The organism is Brucella daejeonensis, assembly GCF_014199265.1.
Lineage (GTDB): Bacteria > Pseudomonadota > Alphaproteobacteria > Rhizobiales > Rhizobiaceae > Brucella > Brucella daejeonensis.
The window spans coordinates 1-21,009 of sequence record NZ_JACIJG010000025.1; the positions used below are offsets into that span (position 1 = coordinate 1).

Sequence of the window (21,009 nt, forward strand, 5' to 3'; positions counted from 1 at the left end):
ACATCGGCCACCTCGTCACAACCATCGAACCAGCCGAATGTTCAAACTACTTCGAAAGCGCCGGATACGCTTCCGTCAAAACCTGAAAGGCTCTAGCATGATCTTTTTCCGAAAACCGGTTCCCACTTTTCGGGATCATGCTCTGGCGCCGCAATATTCTTTCCTGGATATGGTGCGGCGGGCACAAATTTTTCGTTTTCATGTCGTTCTCGAAACCTTACAGGTGAGCGAAGCATATGAGTATTTCCTGAAAGGGGAGGGGTATGAAAGCAATCGCTACATTATCGGATTTCGTCGGCCGCACCTTCGCGGTCTGGGTCATTGTCTTTGCCCTTCTGGGCTTCCTGCTGCCGTCGACGTTCAGCATTTTCGCGCCGTGGATCGTGGTGCTGCTCGGCATCATCATGTTCGGCATGGGGCTTACGATTTCGGGCAAGGATTTTGCCGAAGTCGCCCGGCGTCCGTTCGATGTCGCCATCGGCGTGCTGGGGCAGTTCATCATCATGCCGCTGATCGCGGTCCTGCTGACGCGGATCATCCCGATGTCGCCGGAAGTGGCGGCGGGCGTCATACTGGTCGGTTGCTGCCCCGGCGGCACGGCCAGCAACGTCATGGCCTATCTGTCGAAGGGCGATGTGGCGCTGAGCGTCGCCTGCACCAGCGTCACGACGCTGCTCGCGCCCATCGTCACGCCTTTCCTCGTCTGGTTCTTCGCCAGCCAGTATCTGCCGGTCGATGCAATGAGCATGTTCATCAGCATCGTCAAGGTGATCCTCGTGCCGCTGGCGCTCGGCTTCGTGTTGCAGAAACTGGCGCCGGGGCTGGTCAAGTCCGCCCTGCCGATGCTGCCGCTGGTATCGGTGGCGGGCATCGTGCTCATCGTGGCGGCGGTGGTCGCGGTCAACAAGGCCGCTATCGTCCAGTCCGGCCTGCTGATCTTCGCGGTCGTGGTCCTGCATAATTGCTGCGGCCTGCTGCTGGGCTATTTCGCCGCGCGTTTCGCAGGGCTGTCGCTTGCCCGGCGCAAGGCAATCAGCATCGAGGTCGGTATGCAGAACAGCGGGCTTGGCGCCGCGCTCGCCAATGCGCATTTCTCGCCGCTGGCCGCCGTGCCGAGCGCTGTCTTCAGCGTCTGGCACAATATTTCGGGTGCGCTGGTCGCAAGCTATTATGCGCGCATGGAAGAAGAGGCTCCCGAAACGCAAACGGTCACGCGATAATGAAATTCTACCCGTCCGGGGCAATCCGGGCGGGTTTGAAAAAATATTCCCGAAAAGACGTATTGAGGAAAAATGCGCTTTCGGCTATCCCGGTAAGTGGGCCACGTCTCCCCAACGAGACGCGTGCTATCTGAGAGGATAGAAACAACATGACGACGATTGCGAAGCCGGCAGTTCGCCCGGCTAACCCTAATTTTTCATCCGGTCCCTGTGCAAAACGTCCCGGCTGGTCGCTGAACGCGCTGGTCGATGCGGCTCTTGGCCGTTCGCATCGCGCGAAAATCGGCAAGACCAAGCTGAAGGACGCCATCGACCTTACCCGCGAAATCCTTCAGGTGCCTGCCGATTACCGCATCGGCATCGTACCGGCATCCGACACCGGCGCCGTCGAAATGGCGCTGTGGTCCATGCTCGGCGCGCGCGGCGTCGATATGGTGGCGTGGGAAAGCTTCGGTTCGGGCTGGGTCACGGATGTGGTCAAGCAGCTCAAGCTGGATGACGTGCGCACCTTCGATGCGCCTTATGGCGAGATCGTGGATTTTTCGCAGGTCGATTTCGACCGCGACGTGGTCTTCACCTGGAACGGCACCACTTCGGGCGTACGCGTTCCCAATGGCGATTTCATTCCGGCCGACCGCAAGGGCCTGACCTTCTGCGACGCCACGTCGGCGGCTTTCGCGCAAGCCCTCGATTTTGCCAAGCTCGATGTCGTCACCTTCTCCTGGCAGAAGGTTCTGGGCGGCGAGGGCGCGCACGGGATGCTGATCCTCAGCCCCCGCGCCGTGGAACGGCTGGAAAGCTACAAGCCCGCATGGCCGCTGCCGAAAATCTTCCGCATGACCAAGGGCAACAAGCTGATTGAAGGCATCTTCACCGGCGAAACCATCAATACGCCATCCATGCTGTGCGTGGAAGACTATCTCGATGCGCTGAACTGGGCGAAGTCGCTCGGCGGTCTCGACGCCTTGACCGGCCGTGCCGACCGCAATTTCAAGGTGCTGAACGATTTCGTCGAAAAGACGCCGTGGATCGCCAATCTGGCCGTGAAGCCTGAAACACGCTCCAACACCTCCGTCTGCCTCACCATTGTCGATAGCCAGGTGACGGCGCTTGCGCCCGACGCGCAGGCGGCTTTCGCCAAGGGCATCGTCACGATGCTGGAAAAGGAAGGCGTCGCCTACGATATTGGCGCTTATCGCGACGCGCCTTCGGGCTTGCGCATCTGGGCAGGTGCTACGGTTGAAGCATCCGATCTGGAAGCGCTGACCCACTGGCTCGACTGGGCCTTTGAAACGCAGAAGGCTGCGCTCAAGGCCGCAGCCTGACCTCATGCAGATCGCCGTGGCCGTGTTGGGACGGTCATGGCGCGCATTCTTCCGTTTCAGTTTTGGCAATCGCATTTCAGAACGCAAAACCGGTTTCCACCTTTGCTGGAAATGCTTGATTTTTGATGGAGGCCATCATGGCACCTCGCGTACTCGTATCCGACAAGCTGTCGCCCACCGCCGTCCAGATTTTCAAGGATCGCGGCGTGGAAGTCGATTACCTGCCCGATCTCGGCAAGGACAAGGAAAAGCTTCTCGAAGTCATCGGCCAGTATGACGGTCTGGCGATCCGTTCGGCCACCAAGGTCACGGAAAAGCTGATCGCGGCCGCGAAGAAACTCAAGGTCGTCGGCCGCGCCGGTATCGGCGTGGACAATGTCGATATTCCGGCGGCTTCACGCCGCGGTATCATCGTGATGAACACGCCGTTCGGCAATTCGATCACCACCGCCGAACACGCGATTGCGCTGATGTTCGCCGTTGCCCGGCAACTGCCGGATGCCGACACGTCCACCCGCGCGGGCAAGTGGGAAAAGAACCGCTTCATGGGCGTGGAAATCACCGGCAAGACGCTTGGCGTCGTCGGTTGCGGCAATATCGGTTCCATCGTCGCCACGCGGGCCATCGGCCTCAAGATGCATGTGGTGGCCTTCGATCCGTTCCTTTCGGAAGCACGCGCGCAGGAGCTGGGCGTGGAAAAGGTCGAGCTGGACGAATTGCTCGCCCGCGCCGATTTCATTACGCTGCACACGCCGCTCACCGACAAGACGCGCAATATCATCAATGCGGAAAACCTTGCCAAGACGAAGCCCGGCGTGCGCATCGTCAACTGCGCACGCGGCGGCCTGATCGTGGAGAAGGATCTGGTGGCGGCGCTGAAATCCGGCCATGTGGCCGGTGCCGGTATCGACGTCTACGAAACCGAACCCGCGACGGAAAACGAGCTTTTCACGCTGCCCAATGTGGTTTGCACGCCGCATCTTGGCGCGTCCACTTCGGAAGCGCAGGAAAATGTCGCGCTTCAGGTTGCCGAACAAATGTCGGATTACCTTGTGAAGGGCGCCGTTTCCAACGCCATCAACATGCCGTCGATCACGGCGGAGGAAGCGCCGCGCCTGAAACCCTTCGTCAAGCTTGCCGATGTGCTGGGCGCTTTCGTGGGGCAGGTGACGGACGAGCCGATCCAGGAAGTGGAAGTGCTGTTCGACGGTTCCACCGCCACGATGAACACCCGCGCATTGCTCAGCGCCGCGCTTGCCGGTCTCATCCGCCCGCAGGTCGCCGATGTGAACATGGTGTCCGCGCCGATCATGGTGAAGGAACGCGGCATCATCGTTTCGGAGGTCAAGCGCGACAAGTCCGGCATTTTCGACGGCTATATCAAGCTGACCGTGAAGACTACCCTGCGTGAACGCTCCATCGCCGGCACCTGCTTCTCCGACGGCAAGCCGCGCTTCATCCAGATCAAGGGAATCAATCTCGACGCCGAGGTCGGCCCGCACATGCTTTACGTCACCAACAAGGACGTTCCGGGCATGATCGGCCTGCTCGGCACGATCTGCGGAAAGCACAATATCAACATCGCAAACTTCTCGCTCGGACGCGATCGTCCCGGCGGCGACGCGATTGCGATGCTCTATGTGGATGAACAGATTCCACAGGCGGCACTTGACGAACTGACGGCCCAGGAGGCAATCAAGGCGGCAACACCGCTTGAGTTCAACGTCGGAGAAGTTTGAGAAAATGACGCAGGAGATGGCGCAGCCGGAATGGCGGCATATGCACGAGCAGGATATTGCCAGCGTGACCGCCGTCGCCAACGTTGTCCATCCCGACTTTTTCGAGGATGAGGCGGTCTTCCGGGACCGCTTCACGCTTTATCCGGCGGGTTGTTTCGTCCTGTCCCGTGACACCGAAATCCTCGGTTATGGCATCAGCCATCCATGGAAACTGGATGCGGTCCCGGCTCTCAACGCCGTTCTGGGTGAACTGCCGGTCGAGACCAATACCTATTATATCCACGACATAGCGCTTCTGCCCGATGCCCGCTCCAGCGGCGCGGCCACGCGCGTCGTGGAACTCATGGCCAGCCAGGCCGAACGCGACGGTTTCGTCACCGTGTCGCTCGTCGCCGTCAACGGCTCGCAGGGTTTCTGGGAAAAGAAGGGTTTCGTGGTGCGCGACCTTCCCGCGCTCGAAGAAAAGCTGAAAAGCTATTCGGAGGAGGCGCTCTATATGGTCCGCGCCGGCTAGGTCGCGGATATTCCGCTTCTGGCGGGCTGCAAATGGCGTGATTTTTCGCTTCCGGTGCTCATGTACCAAAATGTACATTCCGCTCCGGTTCTCAAATCCCACCATTTTCGCCGCGCCATAAACGGAATCTCAAGCGACCCAAGCGCCCATCGCTTCTGGCGGCGTTCAAAAATCGGGAATTTCTTGCACGAAAGAGTCGCGCAAGCCGGATTCTCTCTGTATAGAGACGAAGGATCAGCACCCGTCGGACTGACGGGGAAGCTTGCGATCCTTGGGTTCGAGCATTTCCAGCAAAAGTGCGAAGCGGTTTTGCGTTGGATAATGCGGCAAAACAAAAGTACGGCTTCGAGCCGGACCGAGGAGTTTTCTCAATGGCGAATGTGGTTGTCGTCGGGTCGCAATGGGGCGACGAGGGCAAGGGTAAGATCGTTGACTGGCTGTCCGAACGCGCCGATGTCATCGTGCGCTATCAGGGCGGTCATAATGCCGGTCATACGCTGGTCATCGACGGCGTCAGCTACAAGCTCTCGCTGCTGCCGTCCGGCCTGGTGCGCGGCAAGCTGAGCGTTATCGGCAACGGCGTCGTGGTCGATCCGCACCATTTCGTCGCCGAAGTGGAAAAGCTGCGCGGACAGGGCATCGACGTGACGCCGGAAGTCCTGCGCATCGCGGAAAACGCACCGCTCATCCTTTCCATCCATCGCGATCTCGACGCCATGCGCGAAGGCTCCAATTCGGGCCTCAAGATCGGCACGACCAAGCGCGGCATCGGTCCCGCCTACGAGGACAAGGTCGGTCGCCGCGCCATCCGCGTGATCGACCTGACCGAGCCTGAAACGCTGGAGCCGAAGGTGGAGCGCCTGCTCGCGCACCACAATCTCCTGCGCCGCGGCATGGGGCTTGAGGAAATCGCGGTCGGAACCATCCTGAAGGAACTGACCTCGGTCGCCGACCAGATCCTGCCCTATATCGATCAGGTCTGGCGCGTGCTCGACGAACGCCGCAAGGCGGGCGACCGCATCCTGTTCGAAGGCGCGCAGGGCGCGCTGCTCGACAACGATCACGGCACCTATCCCTTCGTGACGTCCTCCAACACGGTTGCCGGCCAGGCCGCTGCCGGTTCCGGTCTTGGGCCGACCGCCATCGGTTATGTCCTCGGCATCACCAAGGCCTACACGACCCGCGTCGGCGAAGGTCCGTTCCCGACCGAACTCGACGACGAGATCGGCAATTTCCTCGGCACCAAGGGCCACGAATTCGGCGTGGTGACCGGGCGCAAGCGCCGCTGCGGCTGGTTCGACGCCGTGATCGTGCGCCAGACGGTCCGCACCTCCGGCATCAACGGCATTGCGCTCACCAAGCTCGACGTGCTCGACGGCCTGGAAGAAATCAAGATCTGCGTCGCCTACGAGCTGGACGGCAAGCGCATCGACTATCTGCCGTCCTCCATGGGCGCACAGGCGCGCGTCAAGCCGATCTATGAAACGCTGCCGGGCTGGTCGGAAACGACTGCGGGCGCGCGTTCGTGGAACGATCTCCCGGCGCAGGCGGTCAAATATGTGCGTCACATCGAAGAACTGATCGGCGCGCCGGTGGCGATGCTCTCCACCAGCCCCGAACGCGAGGACACGATCCTCGTGACCGATCCGTTCCACGACTGATCGCCCCACGACTGGCCCGTCGTTTGAAGCATTGCATGTTCGGAGCGGCTTCCCCGGAAGCCGCTCCGATTTTGTTTTGACCGTCGTACAAAGAACGCAATCGGTCACACAAAGCTTCGCAACAGGGTGAATTTTGCCACGATTTCACCGCATCATTTTGAAAGTCTTCGCTAAATTGTGGCCTGAGACTTTGCTTTCCCTTGATTATTGTGATTATTGGGACATTTATTGCATCCTGTGCTTATTGTTCATCTGAGCGGGCGGAAACCGGGTAAGACGGAATGGCGGATTTTGTAGCGGTACTGAAAAAGACGATCGATGCGCAGGCGGACAAGTCGCCCGAGTTGCGCCAGCGCGTGTACGCCAAGGCGCGCGCCACGATCGAGCAGAAGCTTGTTACGGCAAACGCCTCGCAGGCGGTGGCGATTCGCCAGCGCAATATTCTCGAAGACGCCATCACGGAGGTGGAGGCCTTCTATGCGCCGCCAGCCGAAGCGCCTGCCGAACCGGTCGGCGACGCGCTGGAGGATTTCCTGCATGAGGCGAATCAGGACGCCGCGCCCTCGGGCGACGCCGACGAGGGTGCGCAGGACAGTTCCGATGACGAAACCGGCCAGGGCGCCGATGACGAGCCTCCGTTTTCCACGGAACCGCGTGGAGAAGACTGGAAGATCGACCGCGCCAAGGAAAAGGCCGAGGCCCGTCGCAGCGAATATATCGAGCGCACCGCCAAGAAGGAGCAGCGTTCCAACAAGGGCCTGATCGCCGGTCTGATCGCCGTGCTGGTTCTGGGCGGCGCGGGTTATGCCGTCTGGGTCAACAAGGACAAGTTGCAGGAATTTGCCTCCAGCCTTGGACGCGGAGATGCGCCCGCGCCGACCCCGGCGGACACGGCTGCGAACCAGCCCGAAGACACGACGCCGCCAGCCGACGACAATGCGGCGCCGACCGGCGAAGAACCGTCGGCCCAGCCGCAGCAGCCCGCCGGAGAGCAGAAGATGACGCAGCGCCTCATGCCAGATGGCAGCGAGGTGGATAGCGGGCCCGCGGGCGGCGCGAACGGTATCGGCGAGGGCACGTCCACCGCCGCTTCGACCTCGGCCCCGGCTGGAACCGGCACACAGCCGGGCGGCGGCGAACAGGCCGTCGCCGTCGGCCAGCAGGCGCTTCTCTATGAAGAACGCGGCGGCGCCGGTTCGGATTCGGTCGAGCGCGGCAATGTCGTCTGGTCCACCATCGAGGAAAGCCCGGAAGACGGCCAGCCTGCCGAGCCTGCCATCCGCGCCAATGTCACCTTGCCGACCAGCAAGGTCGGGTTGAAGATGACGATCCGCAAGAATACGGACCAGTCCATTCCCGCAAGCCACCTGATCGAGATGGTCTTCACCGTGCCGGAAGGTTTCTCCGGCGGCGTGGTGGACAATGTCCAGCGCATCACCTTCAAGGATACGGAGCAGGCGGCGGGCAACCCGCTGATCGCCGTGCCGTCGAAGATTGGCGACAATTTCTTCATTATCTGGCTGAACGATGCCCAGACCGCGCAGGATACCAACCTGTCGCTGATGCGCCGCCTGCAATGGATCGACATTCCGATTTCCTATCGCAACGGACGCCGCGCGCTGGTCAGCCTCGAAAAGGGCGTGCCGGGCGAAAAGGCGTTCAACGACGTTCTGGGCACGAATTAGAGCATGATCCCGAAAAGGGGAACCGGCTTTCGAAAAGCGCGCAAAAACAAATAGATAGCGCTTTTGACGGAATGGAAAAAGGCCGCATCGAGCGGCCTTTTTGTTACGGTATCGAGCGGCTGCCGGTTATTTCTTTTCGGCGAAAGCCTTGATCGCGCCGGCGATTTCGTTGCGTGCGGCTTCTGCATTGTCGAAGCCGTTCAGTTCCACCACCTTGCGACCGGCGGGAAGCTGCTTGTAGACGCGGAAGAAAGCCTGAAGGCGTTCCTGCTCGACCTGCGGCAGATCGCTGATTTCCTTGATATTGTCATAGGTCGGATCGATGTCCGTGGTCGGCACGGCCACGATCTTGTCGTCCTTGTCGCCGCCGTCGATCATTTTCAGGACGCCGATGGGGCGCACCTTGATGATCGCGCCCGGCACGATCGGTTCGCGGGTATAGATGAGCGCGTCGAGCGGATCGCCGTCGCCTGCCAGCGTGCTGGTGATCGAGCCGTAATTGGCCGGGTAGATCACCGGCATCGACTGGTAGCGGTCAACGACGATATGGCCGGTTTTGTCGTCGATCTCGTATTTGGTGAAGCTGCCCTGCGGAATCTCGATTGCGGTGAAGAATTCAGTCCCGTCCTGCTGCTTTTGCGGGTAGTCGAGAAAGGAAACATAATCGGACGCGGATGCGGCGGTGGCGGCAGTCAGGATGAGTGCCGAGGCGAGCAGTAGCTTTTTCATGAAACGAACCTTTATCAAGCATTCAGGACGGCGGTGAAATACATTGCGCTGCGTAAAGCCGTTTCATTACAGTTGTTTGACGGTTTTATATCGATTGGATGACGGTTCGGCGATGAAGCGCCTGCGATATTCCGCCGGGCTGATGCCGATCTTGCGGCGGAAGTGGTGGCGCATGGTGAAGGCGCTGCCGAAACCGGCTGAAGCGGCAATATCGTCCATGCCCGATGCTCCCGCGCACAGGAGGTGCTTGGCGGTTTCTATGCGTTCGGCGACCAGCCATTCGCCGGGCGTGCTGCCGGTGGCGTCGGCAAAGCGGCGCAGGAAGGTGCGCGCGCTCATCCCGCATTGTTCCGCCATGCGCTCGATGGTCCAGTCGGCGGCGATATCGGCGCGGACCCGGTCGAGCAGGGGGCCGATCTCCCGGCCTTCATGCCGCGCGACGGGCCGTTCGAGGAACTGCGCCTGTCCGCCGGTGCGATGCGCGGGCATGACCAGACGCCGGGCGACGGAATTGGCGGCGGAGGGACCGAAATCCTGCCGCACGATCTCGATCAGCAGGTCCATCCCGGCAGCGCTTCCCGCCGAGGTGAAGATGCGGTCATGCTCCCGGTAGAGCGAAGCGTCGTCGGTCTCGATTGCGGGAAAACGCTTGCGCAAGGCATCGGCGTGGCGCCAGTGCGTGGTGGCCCTGCCGCCGTCCAGCAGGCCGGTTGCCGCCAGCACGAAAGCGCCGGAACAGATGGAAGCGAGCCGCGCGCCGCGCCGGTGCGCCCGGCGCAGCCTTTCGCAAAGGCTTTCCGGCACCGGCATATCCGCGTCCTTCCAGCCCGGGACGACGATGATATCGGCTTTGTCGATCAGGTCGGGACCATGGTCCGGCGCAATCGTAAAGCCGCCATGGGCGCGCAGCGGCCCGTCCTCGATGGGGCAACTGGCAAAGCGATACCAGCCCGGTCCCATTTCCGGGCGCGGCAGGCCGAAGATTTCGGCGACGATGCCGAATTCGAAAGTGCAAAGCCCGTCATAGAGAAGGGCGACGACGAGCGGTCCGGTCGGATTTGTCATAATCTTTACGTATATTGGCAATCACGCCAATTGCAAGCCCGCACCCTTATGGCCAAACATGACGGGACAGGAAAGGACACCGTCATGTATGGAACGAAAAAATCAGCCGTGACCGCCATTGCGCCTGCGCCGAGCGCGCTGGCGCGGGATCATTTCGCCGCAGAATTCACGTTCGAGACCGATTGTTCCGATGTGCACGCAGCCTTGTCGGGAGAACCCGATTTCGTGCTTCTCGACGTGCGTGGCCCGGCGCAATTCGCGGCGGGGCATATTCCGGGCGCGATCAGTCTGCCGCACGGAAAGATCATCGGATCGAAAATGGCGCAATGGCCGGAGGAAACGGTTTTCGTGACCTATTGCGCCGGTCCGCACTGCAACGGCGCGGCGCGCGGCGCGCTCCGGCTGGCCGCGCTTGGCCGTCCGGTCAAGATCATGGCCGGCGGACTGACCGGCTGGCTGGATGAGGGGTTCGAACTCGCGAAAGGCGAACTGGATTAGGATTGAGACAGTTCTGCCGCAAAACGGTCTCCCATTTTGCGGCAGTGAAAGAATCGACAGGCTTTCAGTTTCAGGCGTGCGCTTCCTCGATATGGTTCAGCGCCTTCTGCTGCTTGACGGCGGCTGATTTCACCGCTGCCTGCACCTTTTCAAAGGCGCGCACCTCGATCTGGCGTACGCGCTCGCGGCTGATGCCGAACTCGCCCGACAGGTCTTCCAGCGTCATCGGATCGTCCGACAGGCGGCGGGCTTCGAAGATGCGGCGCTCGCGGTCGTTCAGCGTGTCCATCGCCTGTTCGAGCATGGAGCGGCGGTTTTCCAGCTCGTCCTGTTCGATCAGCACCTGTTCCTGGCTGCTGCTGTCATCGACCAGCCAGTCCTGCCATTCGCCGGATTCGCCTTCCGAAGCGCGTAGCGGCGCGTTCAGCGAGGCATCGCCCGACAGGCGGCGGTTCATGGAAACGACTTCATCCTCGCTGACCTTCAGCTTGGTCGCGATCTGCTTCACCTGATCCGGGTTGAGATCACCGTCGTCGAGCGCCTGAATCTTGCTCTTCATCTTGCGCAGATTGAAGAACAGGCGCTTCTGATTGGCGGTCGTGCCCATCTTCACCAGGCTCCACGAACGCAGGATATATTCCTGGATCGAGGCCTTGATCCACCACATGGCATAGGTGGCGAGACGGAAGCCGCGCTCCGGCTCGAAACGCTTGACCGCCTGCATGAGGCCGACATTGCCCTCGGAGATCACTTCGCCGATCGGCAGGCCGTAGCCGCGATAGCCCATGGCGATCTTCGCCACCAGACGCAGATGGCTCGTCACCAGCCTGTGGGCGGCCTTGGGGTCGGTATGTTCGTGGTAACGCTTGGCCAGCATGTATTCTTCCTGCGGCTCAAGCATGGGAAAACGGCGGATTTCCTCCAGATAACGGGTAAGGCCACCGTCACCGGATGTAATGCTCGGGAGATTCATCTGGGCCATAGAGCACCCTCCTTTATGATTTCAGGTTCCCGTCTGGCGAACCTGCCGCGGGGGACTGCCTCTTGCACTTCCCTCACGCGGGCCTTCATATATAGGCATGATTTTGGCGAAAACACGATCCTTTAACTCATGAAACAAACTGTCACTACAATGTGAACGTTGCCGCATGGCAAAGGTTGCAAACTCGATCTGAATTAAATGGTCTTTGGGGGTGGCGAGCGGCATTCATTGCGACCGCACGCCAATCCTGATGGCGGACCAGCCCGGATTTAAGGGCTGATTGCCGTTTCGGCAAACCGTGATGGTTGCCAGTATTTATATAGAGTGTTTTCGGAAGTTTTCCAGAAGGTGCTCCATATCTTCCGGTACGGGCGCCTCGAAGCGCATCAGTTCCCCGGTGGCGGGATGGGTGAAGGCGAGCAGCCGGGCGTGCAGCGCCTGCCGATGAAATCCTTGCACCGCTTCCTTCAGCGGTTCGGGCAGCTTGTTGGCCTTGCTCTTGTAGGCGCTGCCATAATCCATGTCGCCGACGAGCGGGTGGCCGATATGGGCCATGTGCACGCGAATCTGGTGGGTGCGGCCGGTTTCGAGACGGCATTCCACCAGCGAGGCCAGCGCGGTCGCGTCTTCGCGGGGGCCGAATTTTTCCACGGTGCTGTAATGGGTGACGGCGTGGCGGGCATCCTCGCGCGCCTCGTTCACCACCGCCTGCCTGGTACGGTCGCGGTGCGAGCGGCCGAGATGGGCATCGATCGTGCCCTGCGGACGCTCGGTCATGCCCCAGACCAGCGCCAGATAGGCGCGTTCGAGGTCGCCGGTACGGCCATGATCGGCGAACTGCTCGCTGAGATGGCGATGGGCGCGGTCGTTCTTGGCGACCACCATGACGCCGCTCGTATCCTTGTCGAGGCGATGAACGATGCCGGGGCGGCGGATTCCGCCTATGCCCGACAAGCTATCGCCACAATGATATATAAGGGCATTGACCAGCGTTCCCGTCCAGTTGCCGTTGCCGGGGTGAACGACGAGCCCGGCGGGCTTGTCGATCACGATGAGATCGTCGTCCTCGTAGAGAATGTCGAGGGGGATGTTCTCGCCCTGCGGCTCGGCAGGCTCTGGCTCAGGCAGCACGACGGCGATTTTCATGCCTTCGCGCAGCTTGTGCTTCGCCTCGCGGACGGGGGTGCCGTCGACGGTCACATGGCCATCGGCGATCAGGGACTGAACGCGACTGCGGGAGAGTTCCGGCCCCAATGCTGCGGCCAGCCACTGGTCCAATCTCTTGCCCGCAGCATCGGTGTCGGCAATTAGTTCTTTCAATTGTCTCTTCCCTTCGTTAACACGCCCCACGCGGGTGCATGAACCGGAGTGATTGAATGCAGGATCCACATTATCCGAGATATCAGAACCAGCAGGATTCAGGATATCAGGACTATCAGCAGGACTATTACCCGGACGAACCGCCAGCCCCTCCGCTCGATCCGGCGATGGAACGTGTGCGCCGCAAGATGGTCCGTCTTCTGGCTGTCTCCATCGGCGTCATGCTGATCGGTCTTATGGCGGTGCTTGTCGCCGTTGTCTACAAGATCAATCGCGCGCCGGAAACCGCGCCCGCCGATCAGGCCCGCTCCGACATTCCCGGACAGGCCGCGCAGCCGCCCGCCAAGCCGGAACCGCCGAAGCTGATCGAATCCCAGATCAATCTTGCGCCCGGCACGCGGCTTCTGTCGCAGAGCCTTTCGGGTGGCCAGCTTTCGCTTGAAACGCTTCTGCCCGATGGCGGCACCGAGCTTATCATCTACGACTATCGCGAATCGCGCATTGTTGGCCGTATCAAGCTTGGCAATGTCGAATAAGCATTTGTTTGGGAAGCCGCCGTGCCGGGGAAGATATATTCAAATGTTTCCCGGCTGAAGGATTGCGCTTTTTCGTTTTGGCGATTATATCACCTCCACTGGTTTCCGCGCCCATCGTCTAGCGGTCAGGACGGCGCCCTCTCACGGCGCAAACAGGGGTTCGATTCCCCTTGGGCGTACCATCACCATCAAATCAGGTAATTTCCGAGCACGGCCATCACTGGCCGCTTACCATCTTGCTTTGAAGCCGACATTGCCCTTGAGCGCATAGCTGTCGGTGAAGTGGTTGAGCGAGGTGTTGATCGAGCCTTCGCCATAGAGCGCATATTTGTTGTCGGCCCAGGCATAGGTGCCGCCGGCACCGATGCCGCCCCACGTATCGTCCCCATAGGTTGCCATATGCGTGCCCGCATAGTTCATGCGCGCATCGCCCATCAGTTCCTGATAGAGATTGGCAATGCCGTAGACGCTCGTATTGACCATCAGGCCGTCATCACACTTCCAGGCATTGGCATAATTGGCAGCAAGACCAAGCCGCGCCGTCAGGCTGTCGCCGTCGCGATTGGAGATGCGCGCTCCGTAGGTGTCATTGAACGTGTCGAAGTCCACCGACGACCACATGAGCTGTGCCTGGGGTGTCAGCGACCAGTTCTTGTCAATGGCAATACGCTGGCCCGCCTCAAGGCTGAGCGCATAACCGAAGCCCTTGTTGCCGTCCTTGAGCGTTGGATTGACCGCATCGACGCTCAGATTGCTATCATACCAATTGGCCTGGGCCTGGGCATCGAGATAGAAGCCGGAATTGCCGTACCAGGTGGCGGTTGCACCCAGACCCCAGCCCTGCGTCTCGATGGTACCCGAACCATCACCGGTGCGGTTGTCGATGTCCGAATGGGCATTGCCATATTGCCCGGTGATCCCGGCAATCAGGCGTCCGTTGTCCCCTTCATAAAATTGGCCATCGACACCCGCCCGCATGATGAGCGTGTCAATGTCATTATGCAGGGTGCCAGCCGTTGAGCCATTTTCTGCACGATTATGCGCCCCTTCGATGCGACCCCAAATAGCCCGGCTGTCGGTCTCGCCAGCGACAGGCTGATCATTGCCATTGGTATTGGTGGCATTGCCCCAATAGCGCTCACCCACACGCTGCTGCAAGGTCGGCAGCTTGTTGAGGGCCTGCAGCGTGGCGGTATAAGATTCATAGACAGGAGCGGCCGGGCTGAAACGACCCGGATTGGGCGGGCAAGTGTTGGTTTTGTGGCAGTCCGGATCGGGGCCGGGCTTGTCATACTGGCTGACCAGATACCAGTTGCCGTCATCAGGGGTGTTGGTGCCGCCCTTTTGCAGCGTATAGGCATAGGCCGAATCGGTCATGATCGCCTGCTGGCCGTCCTTGGTCTTATAATCTCCATTGAGCGTGAAGGTACCGCCCGAATTGCCGCCGACATCAATGATCTCGATGCCGTTATTGGTCTTCTCGCCAAAGCCCTTGCGGTTGGTGATGTCGATCTTGCTGTTGCCGGACGTATCGCCGCCGACATTCATCCGGTCGGTCAGCGAATTGTCGCCACCGAGAACGGCCGACATGTGCAGCGTGCCGCCATCGCCGTGGTAATCGCCCGATACATTCAGCACAGCGCCACCAGTGCCGCCGAAAGTGACATCGCCGCCATTTGAAAGCGCTGCCATCGTCGTATCGAAGCCGCCAAGCTCGAGCGACGCTCCGTTGGCCACCGTATAGCTTGAAGCGCCCGAGAAGCCGCCTGCCGCGCCCTGCGCCAGAGTGCCCTTGTTAACGGTGGTGTCACCGGAATAGTCGTTGGCACCATAAAGCACCAGATCGCCATCGCCATTCTTGGTGAGGCCGCCAGTGCCGGAGATCGTGCCGGAGAAATCGCCATGCAGGTTCTGGTTGAGCGTCAGCGTACCGGAGCCGAGATCAATGTTGCCATCGCCGGACGTCTTGCCGATCAGGCTTCCGACCGTCTCGTTGAAATCGGCGAGATCGAGCGTCGCGCCGCCATTGACCGTCACATTGCCCGAACCGAAGGCCGTGTTGGCAATGCCAGCCTGTGCCGTGCCGCCCTTGACCGTTAGGCCGCCAGTAAACGTGTTGTCACCGGCAAAGGTCGTCGTGCCGGTGCCGTCCTTAACCACCGCGCCGATGCCGCTGATAGCGTTGGCGAGCGTGAAGGCTTGATCCTTGTCTATGACAAGATTGCCGTGGCCATAGCGCGTGTTTGCAAGAATGATATCGCTGGAGGCGTCAATGCTGCCGCCGTCACCGAGCGTCAGCGTCCCCTCGTTCACCGTGGTGTCGCCAGTATAGGTATTGGCGCCCGTCAGAATGAGATTGCCAAGGCCGGATTTGTAAAGCCCGTCCGCACCTTCAATGACAGAATTGATCTCGGCGGTGATGTTGGCGCTGTCCGCCGCACCGTCCCCGACGATGATGACCGGATCGCCGGTGCCGCCAAGCGTGATCGGGCTACCGCTGAGCCGATAGCCGGTGTTCATGAACTGCATGCCGTTGACGCTTGGCGTAAAGCCCGCATCGATGACGACGTTGCCGCCGCTCTGTCCCGTGCCGGGGTCATTGCCGAAAACGGCGAAGGAATCGTTGCGCCAGTTGGAGTTCGCCGACCCGTCAAGACCGGTCCAGTTGGTGTTGGTGCCGTCCCATGTGCCGTCACCGCCCTGAATGATGCCGTCATCTCCCGGACCATTGCCATCCCAGAAGAAGAAGTCGCGGCCCGCATTGTTGACCAGATTGACTTCATGATCGATGGAGGTCTGCAATTCGAAATTGGACGCATCGTCGCCTGTGGGCACGCCGCCGATGGTCATGCCATTATCGGTCAGAGTGCCCGTATAGCCGAAGATGCGATAGACGCCGACGCCCATCACGCTGTCCTGATCGATATTGAATGTGCCGCCGATGGTCAGATCACCGGTGACGTCGAACAGGGCCTGTGTCGATGGACCGCCATTGAGCGACACATCGACCTGACTGTTATTGTCAAGCGTCAAGCCTTGACCAAAGGCAAGCTGCTGGCCGGACTGTCCGAACAGGCTGCCGCCATCGGCAATTGTTGTTGCGCCGCCAATCGTGCCATCGCCGCCGAGCGCGGCACCGGAAGCGACATTGACCGTCTGGGAACCTGCATTATCGCCAAGCAAACCGCCATTGAGCAGCAAGGTGCCCTCATTGACATTCGTATTGCCGGAAAAACTGCTGCTGTCACCGGAGAGCGACAACGTGCCAGCGCCGGATTTGGTCAAGTCGCCTGAATCGGAGAAGACACCAGACACCTCAAAGTTATTATTGGCATCGGCAATATCAAAAGTGCCGCCGCCCGCACCCCAGTCGATTGCGTTGGTGAGGCTGTTGAAGTGCGTGCCAGTTACAGCCAAGGTGCCGCCATTGAAGTAGAGCGCGCCGGTGCCAAGATTATCATCCTGCTCAACCGAAATCACACCGGCACTGAGGTTGGTGCCGCCGCTATAGTCATTATTGCCCGAAAGCGTCAGCGTACCGGGGCCAATTTGGGTCAGCGAGCCTGTGCCGCTGATGTCGCCATCAAGCGCCGTCGCGCCGAGATTGTTGACCACAAGGTCGCCGCCGCTCAGAGCGATATCGCCGACAATCGAGCCATCCACCATGCCGTCGCCGAGCTTCAGAACACCGCCGGAAACCGTCGTGCCGCCCGTATAGGTGTTCGCCGCAAACATGACCAGCGTGCCATCACCGGATTTGGTGAAGCTGCCATCGGCTGCGCCGTCATTGGCGATTACGTTGCCGATATTTACAATCTTGCCGCTATCGACCGAAATCGTGCCGCCAGCAGAGGTCAGCGTTACGTCACGCACCAAATTCATATGCTCTGTGGCTTGCAGCGTGCCGCCATCAAAATGCAGCGTCCCAGAGGAAGCGCCGAGATTATTTTCTGCGCTTGCCGACAAAACACCGCCATTAATATTAAGCGTACCTGTAAAACCGGAATTATCCCCTGTCAGGACCGTCGTACCTGCTTTCTGATTGATCGTCCCGGGGCCTGAAATGGACGGGTCAAAGATATAGTTATTATCTGTGTGGTCGAAATTTATCGCGCCGGTGCCCGCACCAAATGTAACGGAATCTGTCTTCAGGGTGCCCGGTGCGGCACCGTATCCGATGTCCAGCTCACCCACGCTGCCCGTTTGCGCAGCAATGATCATGCCAGCCTGGACGTCGACAACACCGCCATCCTTGATTATCAACCAGCCAGTACCAGCCTCTCCAACATGGAGATAAGTCCCGACCGTTAACGTCGAGCCAGCGTCCTTAACCTCGATTTGACCGATGCGCGTGGCACTAAAGCCGAGAACGGTTTCAGCGCCAGTAGAAACCGCGCCGCCGTTGCTGATCGTTAGCACAGCATCTGGATATCCGCTTGTGTTAACATATTCACTCTCGGCAAGATGAAGATAATCTCCAACAATTAATGTTGAGCCGGATCCATCAACAATGCCTTCTTGCTTCGTATTCTTATCATTGTATTCAGTATTGAAATCAAAAACGACTTCAGCGCCAGTTGTTATCTTGCCGCCATTATTAATAAGCAATTTTCCGGTGCCGTTCTCCCCAATATGGAGATAAGTCCCGACGGTTAATGTCGATCCAGCGTCTTTAACCTCGATTTGGCCGATGTGCGCGGCGCTGAAGCCGATGACGGTTTCCGCCATGGTGGAAACAGTGCCGCCATTACTGATCGTCAGCGTGGCATCCCGAGTACCGTCTGTATTGATATAAGTTCCTTCACCAATATGAAGATAGGTTCCAACAATTAATGTGGAACCAATTCCATCAACGACGCCATTGGCAGAAGAATTGTCAAACTTGTTTTCACTATCGAAACCGAAAACAACTTCAGCGCCAGTGGTCACTGTGCCGCCGTCCTCGATCAGCAAGCTTCCGGTGCTGTCCATCCCAACATGCAACAGCCCTGAAATATCCCAACTTGAACCAGATCCGGTAACCCGAACCGTTCCCACTCCCGCTACCTGGGTGATATGGTCACCGATCACACCGGCATCACTGGACACCTGACCGCCATTTAGGATGTCCAATTTGCCACCGACGGTGCCGCCCACAGTAAGGGTACCGCTGACGTTCCACGGTCCGTCCGAACCTTCCACGATCTTGTCACCAACGACCGTCTCGTCTGCAAGGACAGGTGCTGTGCAAAGCAACGCGCTGGCGGCGACACTTGAAAGCAGGATCCTGTGAAGTGAGCGCCGACGGGGCAGATATCTAAACGACAAGACGAAATCCTTGCAGTAAAATTGAACGTCCGCGCCCCGTAAGGGGCCGACTGCCATCAAATCGGGCAATCGACCGTGGATGGCCTTTTCAGGAGCGGTCTCTACTTCGGGCAAGCAAAGTAAAGATGAGGTATACGCTATTTCGAATCATAACTAACCAACAATGATTGTAAATAAGTTATCTATATTTTCGTCATATATTACTAATTGCTTATTTAGTATAATGTAAAATTATCTATTCGTTTCTGTCCCGCTCCACATGGCTGGGGAGATTTGCGTAGGCCAGTTGCGAAAAATTGCAACTGGATGCGCGACGGTGCATAATCGTCCGATGAGTGAATCGTACAAGAAACCCGATTACGAGCAGGAATTGCGGAATGCAGGCGTGCGCATCACGCGGCCACGCCGCATCATCCTCAACATATTGACCGAGACGGAAGACCATCCCGACGCGCTGGAGATTTTCCGGCGCGCGGTGGAGATCGACAGCAGCATTTCGCTTTCGACCGTCTATCGCACGATGAAGCTTCTGGAAGAGCGCGGCGCCATTCACCGCCATGCCTTCGCTGGCGGGCCTTCGCGGTTCGAACAGGCGAGCGGCGCCCATCACGATCACATCATCGATATGGATTCCGGCGAGGTGGTGGAATTCCGGTCCGACAAGATCGAAAAATTGCAGGAAGAAATCGCCCGTTCGCTCGGCTACGAGATCGTGCATCACCGGCTCGAACTTTACTGCAAAAAAATTCGCAACTGAGGGAACCAAACCCCTGCCTCCGCGTTAAGCCGCCATGAAGGTCGCGACCCCGCCCCCAATAAACGCGGCCTTCATAGTTCGCTTCAACCTCCCCGCACGAGGCGAACGGCGAGAATGCCGCGCCGACCGTCAAACGTTGCGCAGCTGGCGTTCCGCAAATTCAGAGCAAGCCGTCGTGCCCGGTCCTAATCCGGTCATGACGGCTTTTTTTTCATGCTCGCAAGGGACGAGGCCCCCGTTGGAGTTTAACTTCAGGCGTCGAATTGCCAGGCTGGGATGGTGAGCGAATAGATCGCGCCGGTTCCATCGATGCGATAATCGGCATGGCCGTTCACCGAGGCGGGCACGATGCGTTGCAGGACCGCGCTGCCGAAGCGCGGATCGTGCTCGAAGACGTCGGGCATGGCGGGGTTGATTTCCTCCCAGCGAAATTCCAGCCGGTCTTCGCCGTCCGCAACGGCGCGCACCTTTGCCGAAATCCTTACCTGCCCATAGGGCACGGATAGCCCGCCGAAAGAGGTCGCATTGACCACCAGTTCGTGCAGGGCAAGGCCGATATGCAATGCCGCACCGGGAAACAGATAGGGATTGTCGCCCTCTATGGTGAGCTGCTCGTCATTGATGTCGATATATTTTTCGATCTGCGAATGGACGAGGTCGCGAAACAGCGCGCCGCGCCAGTTCGAATCGGTCACCAGATCCTGCGAATAGGAGAGCGACTGGATGCGCCCGCGAAATTTCAGCAGGAAATCGTCGATGGAATCGGTGAAGCGCGCCGTCTGGCTCGCCATGCTCTGGACGATGGCAAGCAGGTTCTTGGATCGATGGCTGACCTCGCGCAGCAGGGTTTTGAGCACCTGTTCGCGCCGCTTCAGTTCACTGATTTCGATCGCCGTGGTCACCAGCCCCAGCACCTTGCCCTGCTCGTCGCGGTCGCAATCGATGTGAAACTCGATCCAGCGCAGCCTGTCGCCGTCATTGATCGCCAGTTCCACATTCTGCGCCTCGCCGGTGTCGAGCGCCGCAGCCCTGGCATTGCCGAGCTTGCCGAGGGAGGGGGAGTGAATGAAATCGGCGTCGTTTCCGCCCGCCCGCCATTTTTCCTGCCAGTAGGCGGGAATGTTCTCGCCCCAGGAATAGGCGAGGTCGGGTGTCTGGTAGAGCACGCAGACATTGCTGTTGCGAATGGCCCTCAGCAGGGCGCGCAGCCGGCCTGCGTCGGGTTCTGTGCCCTGTGGCGTCGGTTCCATCCTGGCCGTCATGATTGCCCCGATTGCTACGCCCGATTACGCTCGATAATGCCGTCTTCCGAACCGAAACTGTCCATGGCACCGCCGCCGCATGGCTCGATGCGGCGGCCGATGTTCCTTTTCGACGATCCGGGCTGATATGTTTCGAGATCGGAAACAGGCTTCAGTCCTTTGCATGTCAGGCCTTGCGGATTGCCGAGGCGATCAGCGACACGACAAGCAGGGCCAGAAATACGAAGAACAGGATCTGCGCGATACCTGCCGAGGCTCCCGCAATACCGCCGAAGCCGAGAGCACCGGCGACGAGCGCCACCACGAGAAATACAAGCGCATAATAGAGCATGTCCGGTCTCCTCTTTCTTGTGCAAGGAAGAAACGAGGAGCGGGACCGTTTTGTTCCACATAACGGGGAGAAATTGGG

16 protein-coding genes, 1 tRNA gene and 1 pseudogene are annotated in these 21,009 nt (G+C 59.5%); 10 read left to right on the plus strand and 8 right to left on the minus strand.

Translation table 11 applies throughout. From position 1 onward, the window contains the following. The first annotated feature begins 263 nt into the window (after positions 1–263). The 6 genes from FHS76_RS20045 (at position 264) to FHS76_RS20070 (ending at position 8,144) form a co-directional block, all read left to right on the plus strand. Complete coding sequence (locus FHS76_RS20045) at positions 264–1,220, plus strand: bile acid:sodium symporter family protein (protein ID WP_183657196.1); 957 nt, start codon at positions 264–266, stop codon at positions 1,218–1,220. Positions 1,221–1,369: 149 nt separating this feature from the next. Continuing rightward, positions 1,370–2,545: a phosphoserine transaminase gene (locus FHS76_RS20050; RefSeq protein ID WP_183657199.1), complete on the plus strand. Its 1,176-nt coding sequence runs from the start codon at positions 1,370–1,372 to the stop codon at positions 2,543–2,545. Positions 2,546–2,682: 137 nt separating this feature from the next. Beyond that, positions 2,683–4,284 (plus strand): phosphoglycerate dehydrogenase, encoded by a 1,602-nt coding sequence (serA, locus tag FHS76_RS20055; protein WP_183657202.1) that lies wholly within the window; start codon positions 2,683–2,685, stop codon positions 4,282–4,284. A 4-nt stretch (positions 4,285–4,288) separates the two neighbouring features. Further along, the gene (locus tag FHS76_RS20060) at positions 4,289–4,798 is read left to right on the plus strand and encodes a GNAT family N-acetyltransferase (protein WP_183657205.1); all 510 of its coding nucleotides are present in this window, start codon (positions 4,289–4,291) and stop codon (positions 4,796–4,798) included. A 371-nt stretch (positions 4,799–5,169) separates the two neighbouring features. Further along, complete coding sequence (locus tag FHS76_RS20065) at positions 5,170–6,459, plus strand: adenylosuccinate synthase (RefSeq protein WP_183657208.1); 1,290 nt, start codon at positions 5,170–5,172, stop codon at positions 6,457–6,459. 281 nt (positions 6,460–6,740) lie between these two features. After that, complete coding sequence (locus FHS76_RS20070; protein WP_183657212.1) at positions 6,741–8,144, plus strand: RodZ family helix-turn-helix domain-containing protein; 1,404 nt, start codon at positions 6,741–6,743, stop codon at positions 8,142–8,144. A gap of 126 nt (positions 8,145–8,270) precedes the next feature. Here FHS76_RS20070 and FHS76_RS20075 read toward each other — a convergent pair whose 3' ends face one another. Further along, on the minus strand, positions 8,271–8,873 hold the full coding sequence (locus FHS76_RS20075; RefSeq protein ID WP_183657215.1) for an inorganic diphosphatase: 603 nt from the start codon (positions 8,871–8,873) through the stop codon (positions 8,271–8,273). A gap of 66 nt (positions 8,874–8,939) precedes the next feature. After that, the gene (ftrA, locus tag FHS76_RS20080; RefSeq protein ID WP_183657217.1) at positions 8,940–9,938 is read right to left on the minus strand and encodes a transcriptional regulator FtrA; all 999 of its coding nucleotides are present in this window, start codon (positions 9,936–9,938) and stop codon (positions 8,940–8,942) included. 84 nt (positions 9,939–10,022) lie between these two features. On the opposite strand from ftrA, the gene FHS76_RS20085 reads away from it, so the two are divergent. Beyond that, positions 10,023–10,436, plus strand: a complete 414-nt coding sequence (locus tag FHS76_RS20085) for a rhodanese-like domain-containing protein (protein ID WP_183657219.1) — start codon at positions 10,023–10,025, stop codon at positions 10,434–10,436. A 70-nt stretch (positions 10,437–10,506) separates the two neighbouring features. Here the strand turns inward: FHS76_RS20085 and rpoH are convergent, their stop codons facing one another. After that, positions 10,507–11,418 (minus strand): RNA polymerase sigma factor RpoH, encoded by a 912-nt coding sequence (gene rpoH / locus FHS76_RS20090; RefSeq protein ID WP_183657221.1) that lies wholly within the window; start codon positions 11,416–11,418, stop codon positions 10,507–10,509. Between the two features lie 315 nt (positions 11,419–11,733). Next, complete coding sequence (locus FHS76_RS20095) at positions 11,734–12,738, minus strand: RluA family pseudouridine synthase (RefSeq protein ID WP_183657223.1); 1,005 nt, start codon at positions 12,736–12,738, stop codon at positions 11,734–11,736. Between the two features lie 56 nt (positions 12,739–12,794). On the opposite strand from FHS76_RS20095, the gene FHS76_RS20100 reads away from it, so the two are divergent. Together FHS76_RS20100 and FHS76_RS20105 are read left to right on the plus strand one after the other, a co-directional pair. Continuing rightward, positions 12,795–13,274 carry a hypothetical protein gene (locus tag FHS76_RS20100; protein ID WP_183657225.1) on the plus strand — a complete coding sequence of 160 codons (480 nt, stop codon included), beginning with the start codon at positions 12,795–12,797 and terminating at the stop codon, positions 13,272–13,274. Positions 13,275–13,381: 107 nt separating this feature from the next. Next, positions 13,382–13,456: transfer RNA gene (locus tag FHS76_RS20105), tRNA-Glu, on the plus strand. 46 nt (positions 13,457–13,502) lie between these two features. Here FHS76_RS20105 and FHS76_RS20110 read toward each other — a convergent pair. Both FHS76_RS20110 and FHS76_RS22930 read right to left on the minus strand, forming a co-directional pair. Continuing rightward, a complete protein-coding gene (locus tag FHS76_RS20110; protein ID WP_328700546.1) occupies positions 13,503–17,693 on the minus strand; it encodes an autotransporter outer membrane beta-barrel domain-containing protein in 4,191 nt (1,396 codons plus the stop codon). Between the two features lie 171 nt (positions 17,694–17,864). Next, a pseudogene (locus FHS76_RS22930) lies at positions 17,865–18,638 on the minus strand (hypothetical protein); the annotation flags it as partial. A 274-nt stretch (positions 18,639–18,912) separates the two neighbouring features. Here FHS76_RS22930 and FHS76_RS20115 point away from each other — a divergent pair. After that, positions 18,913–19,338 (plus strand): transcriptional repressor, encoded by a 426-nt coding sequence (locus tag FHS76_RS20115; RefSeq protein ID WP_183657231.1) that lies wholly within the window; start codon positions 18,913–18,915, stop codon positions 19,336–19,338. A gap of 251 nt (positions 19,339–19,589) precedes the next feature. On the opposite strand, the gene FHS76_RS20120 is transcribed toward FHS76_RS20115, so the two are convergent. Together FHS76_RS20120 and FHS76_RS20125 are read right to left on the minus strand one after the other, a co-directional pair. Further along, entirely contained in the window at positions 19,590–20,600 is a 1,011-nt protein-coding gene (locus tag FHS76_RS20120; RefSeq protein WP_183657234.1) for a sensor histidine kinase, read from the minus strand. A gap of 166 nt (positions 20,601–20,766) precedes the next feature. Beyond that, positions 20,767–20,931, minus strand: coding sequence for a DUF1328 domain-containing protein (locus FHS76_RS20125; protein ID WP_007876538.1), 165 nt, complete (start codon positions 20,929–20,931; stop codon positions 20,767–20,769). Positions 20,932–21,009 lie beyond the last annotated feature (78 nt).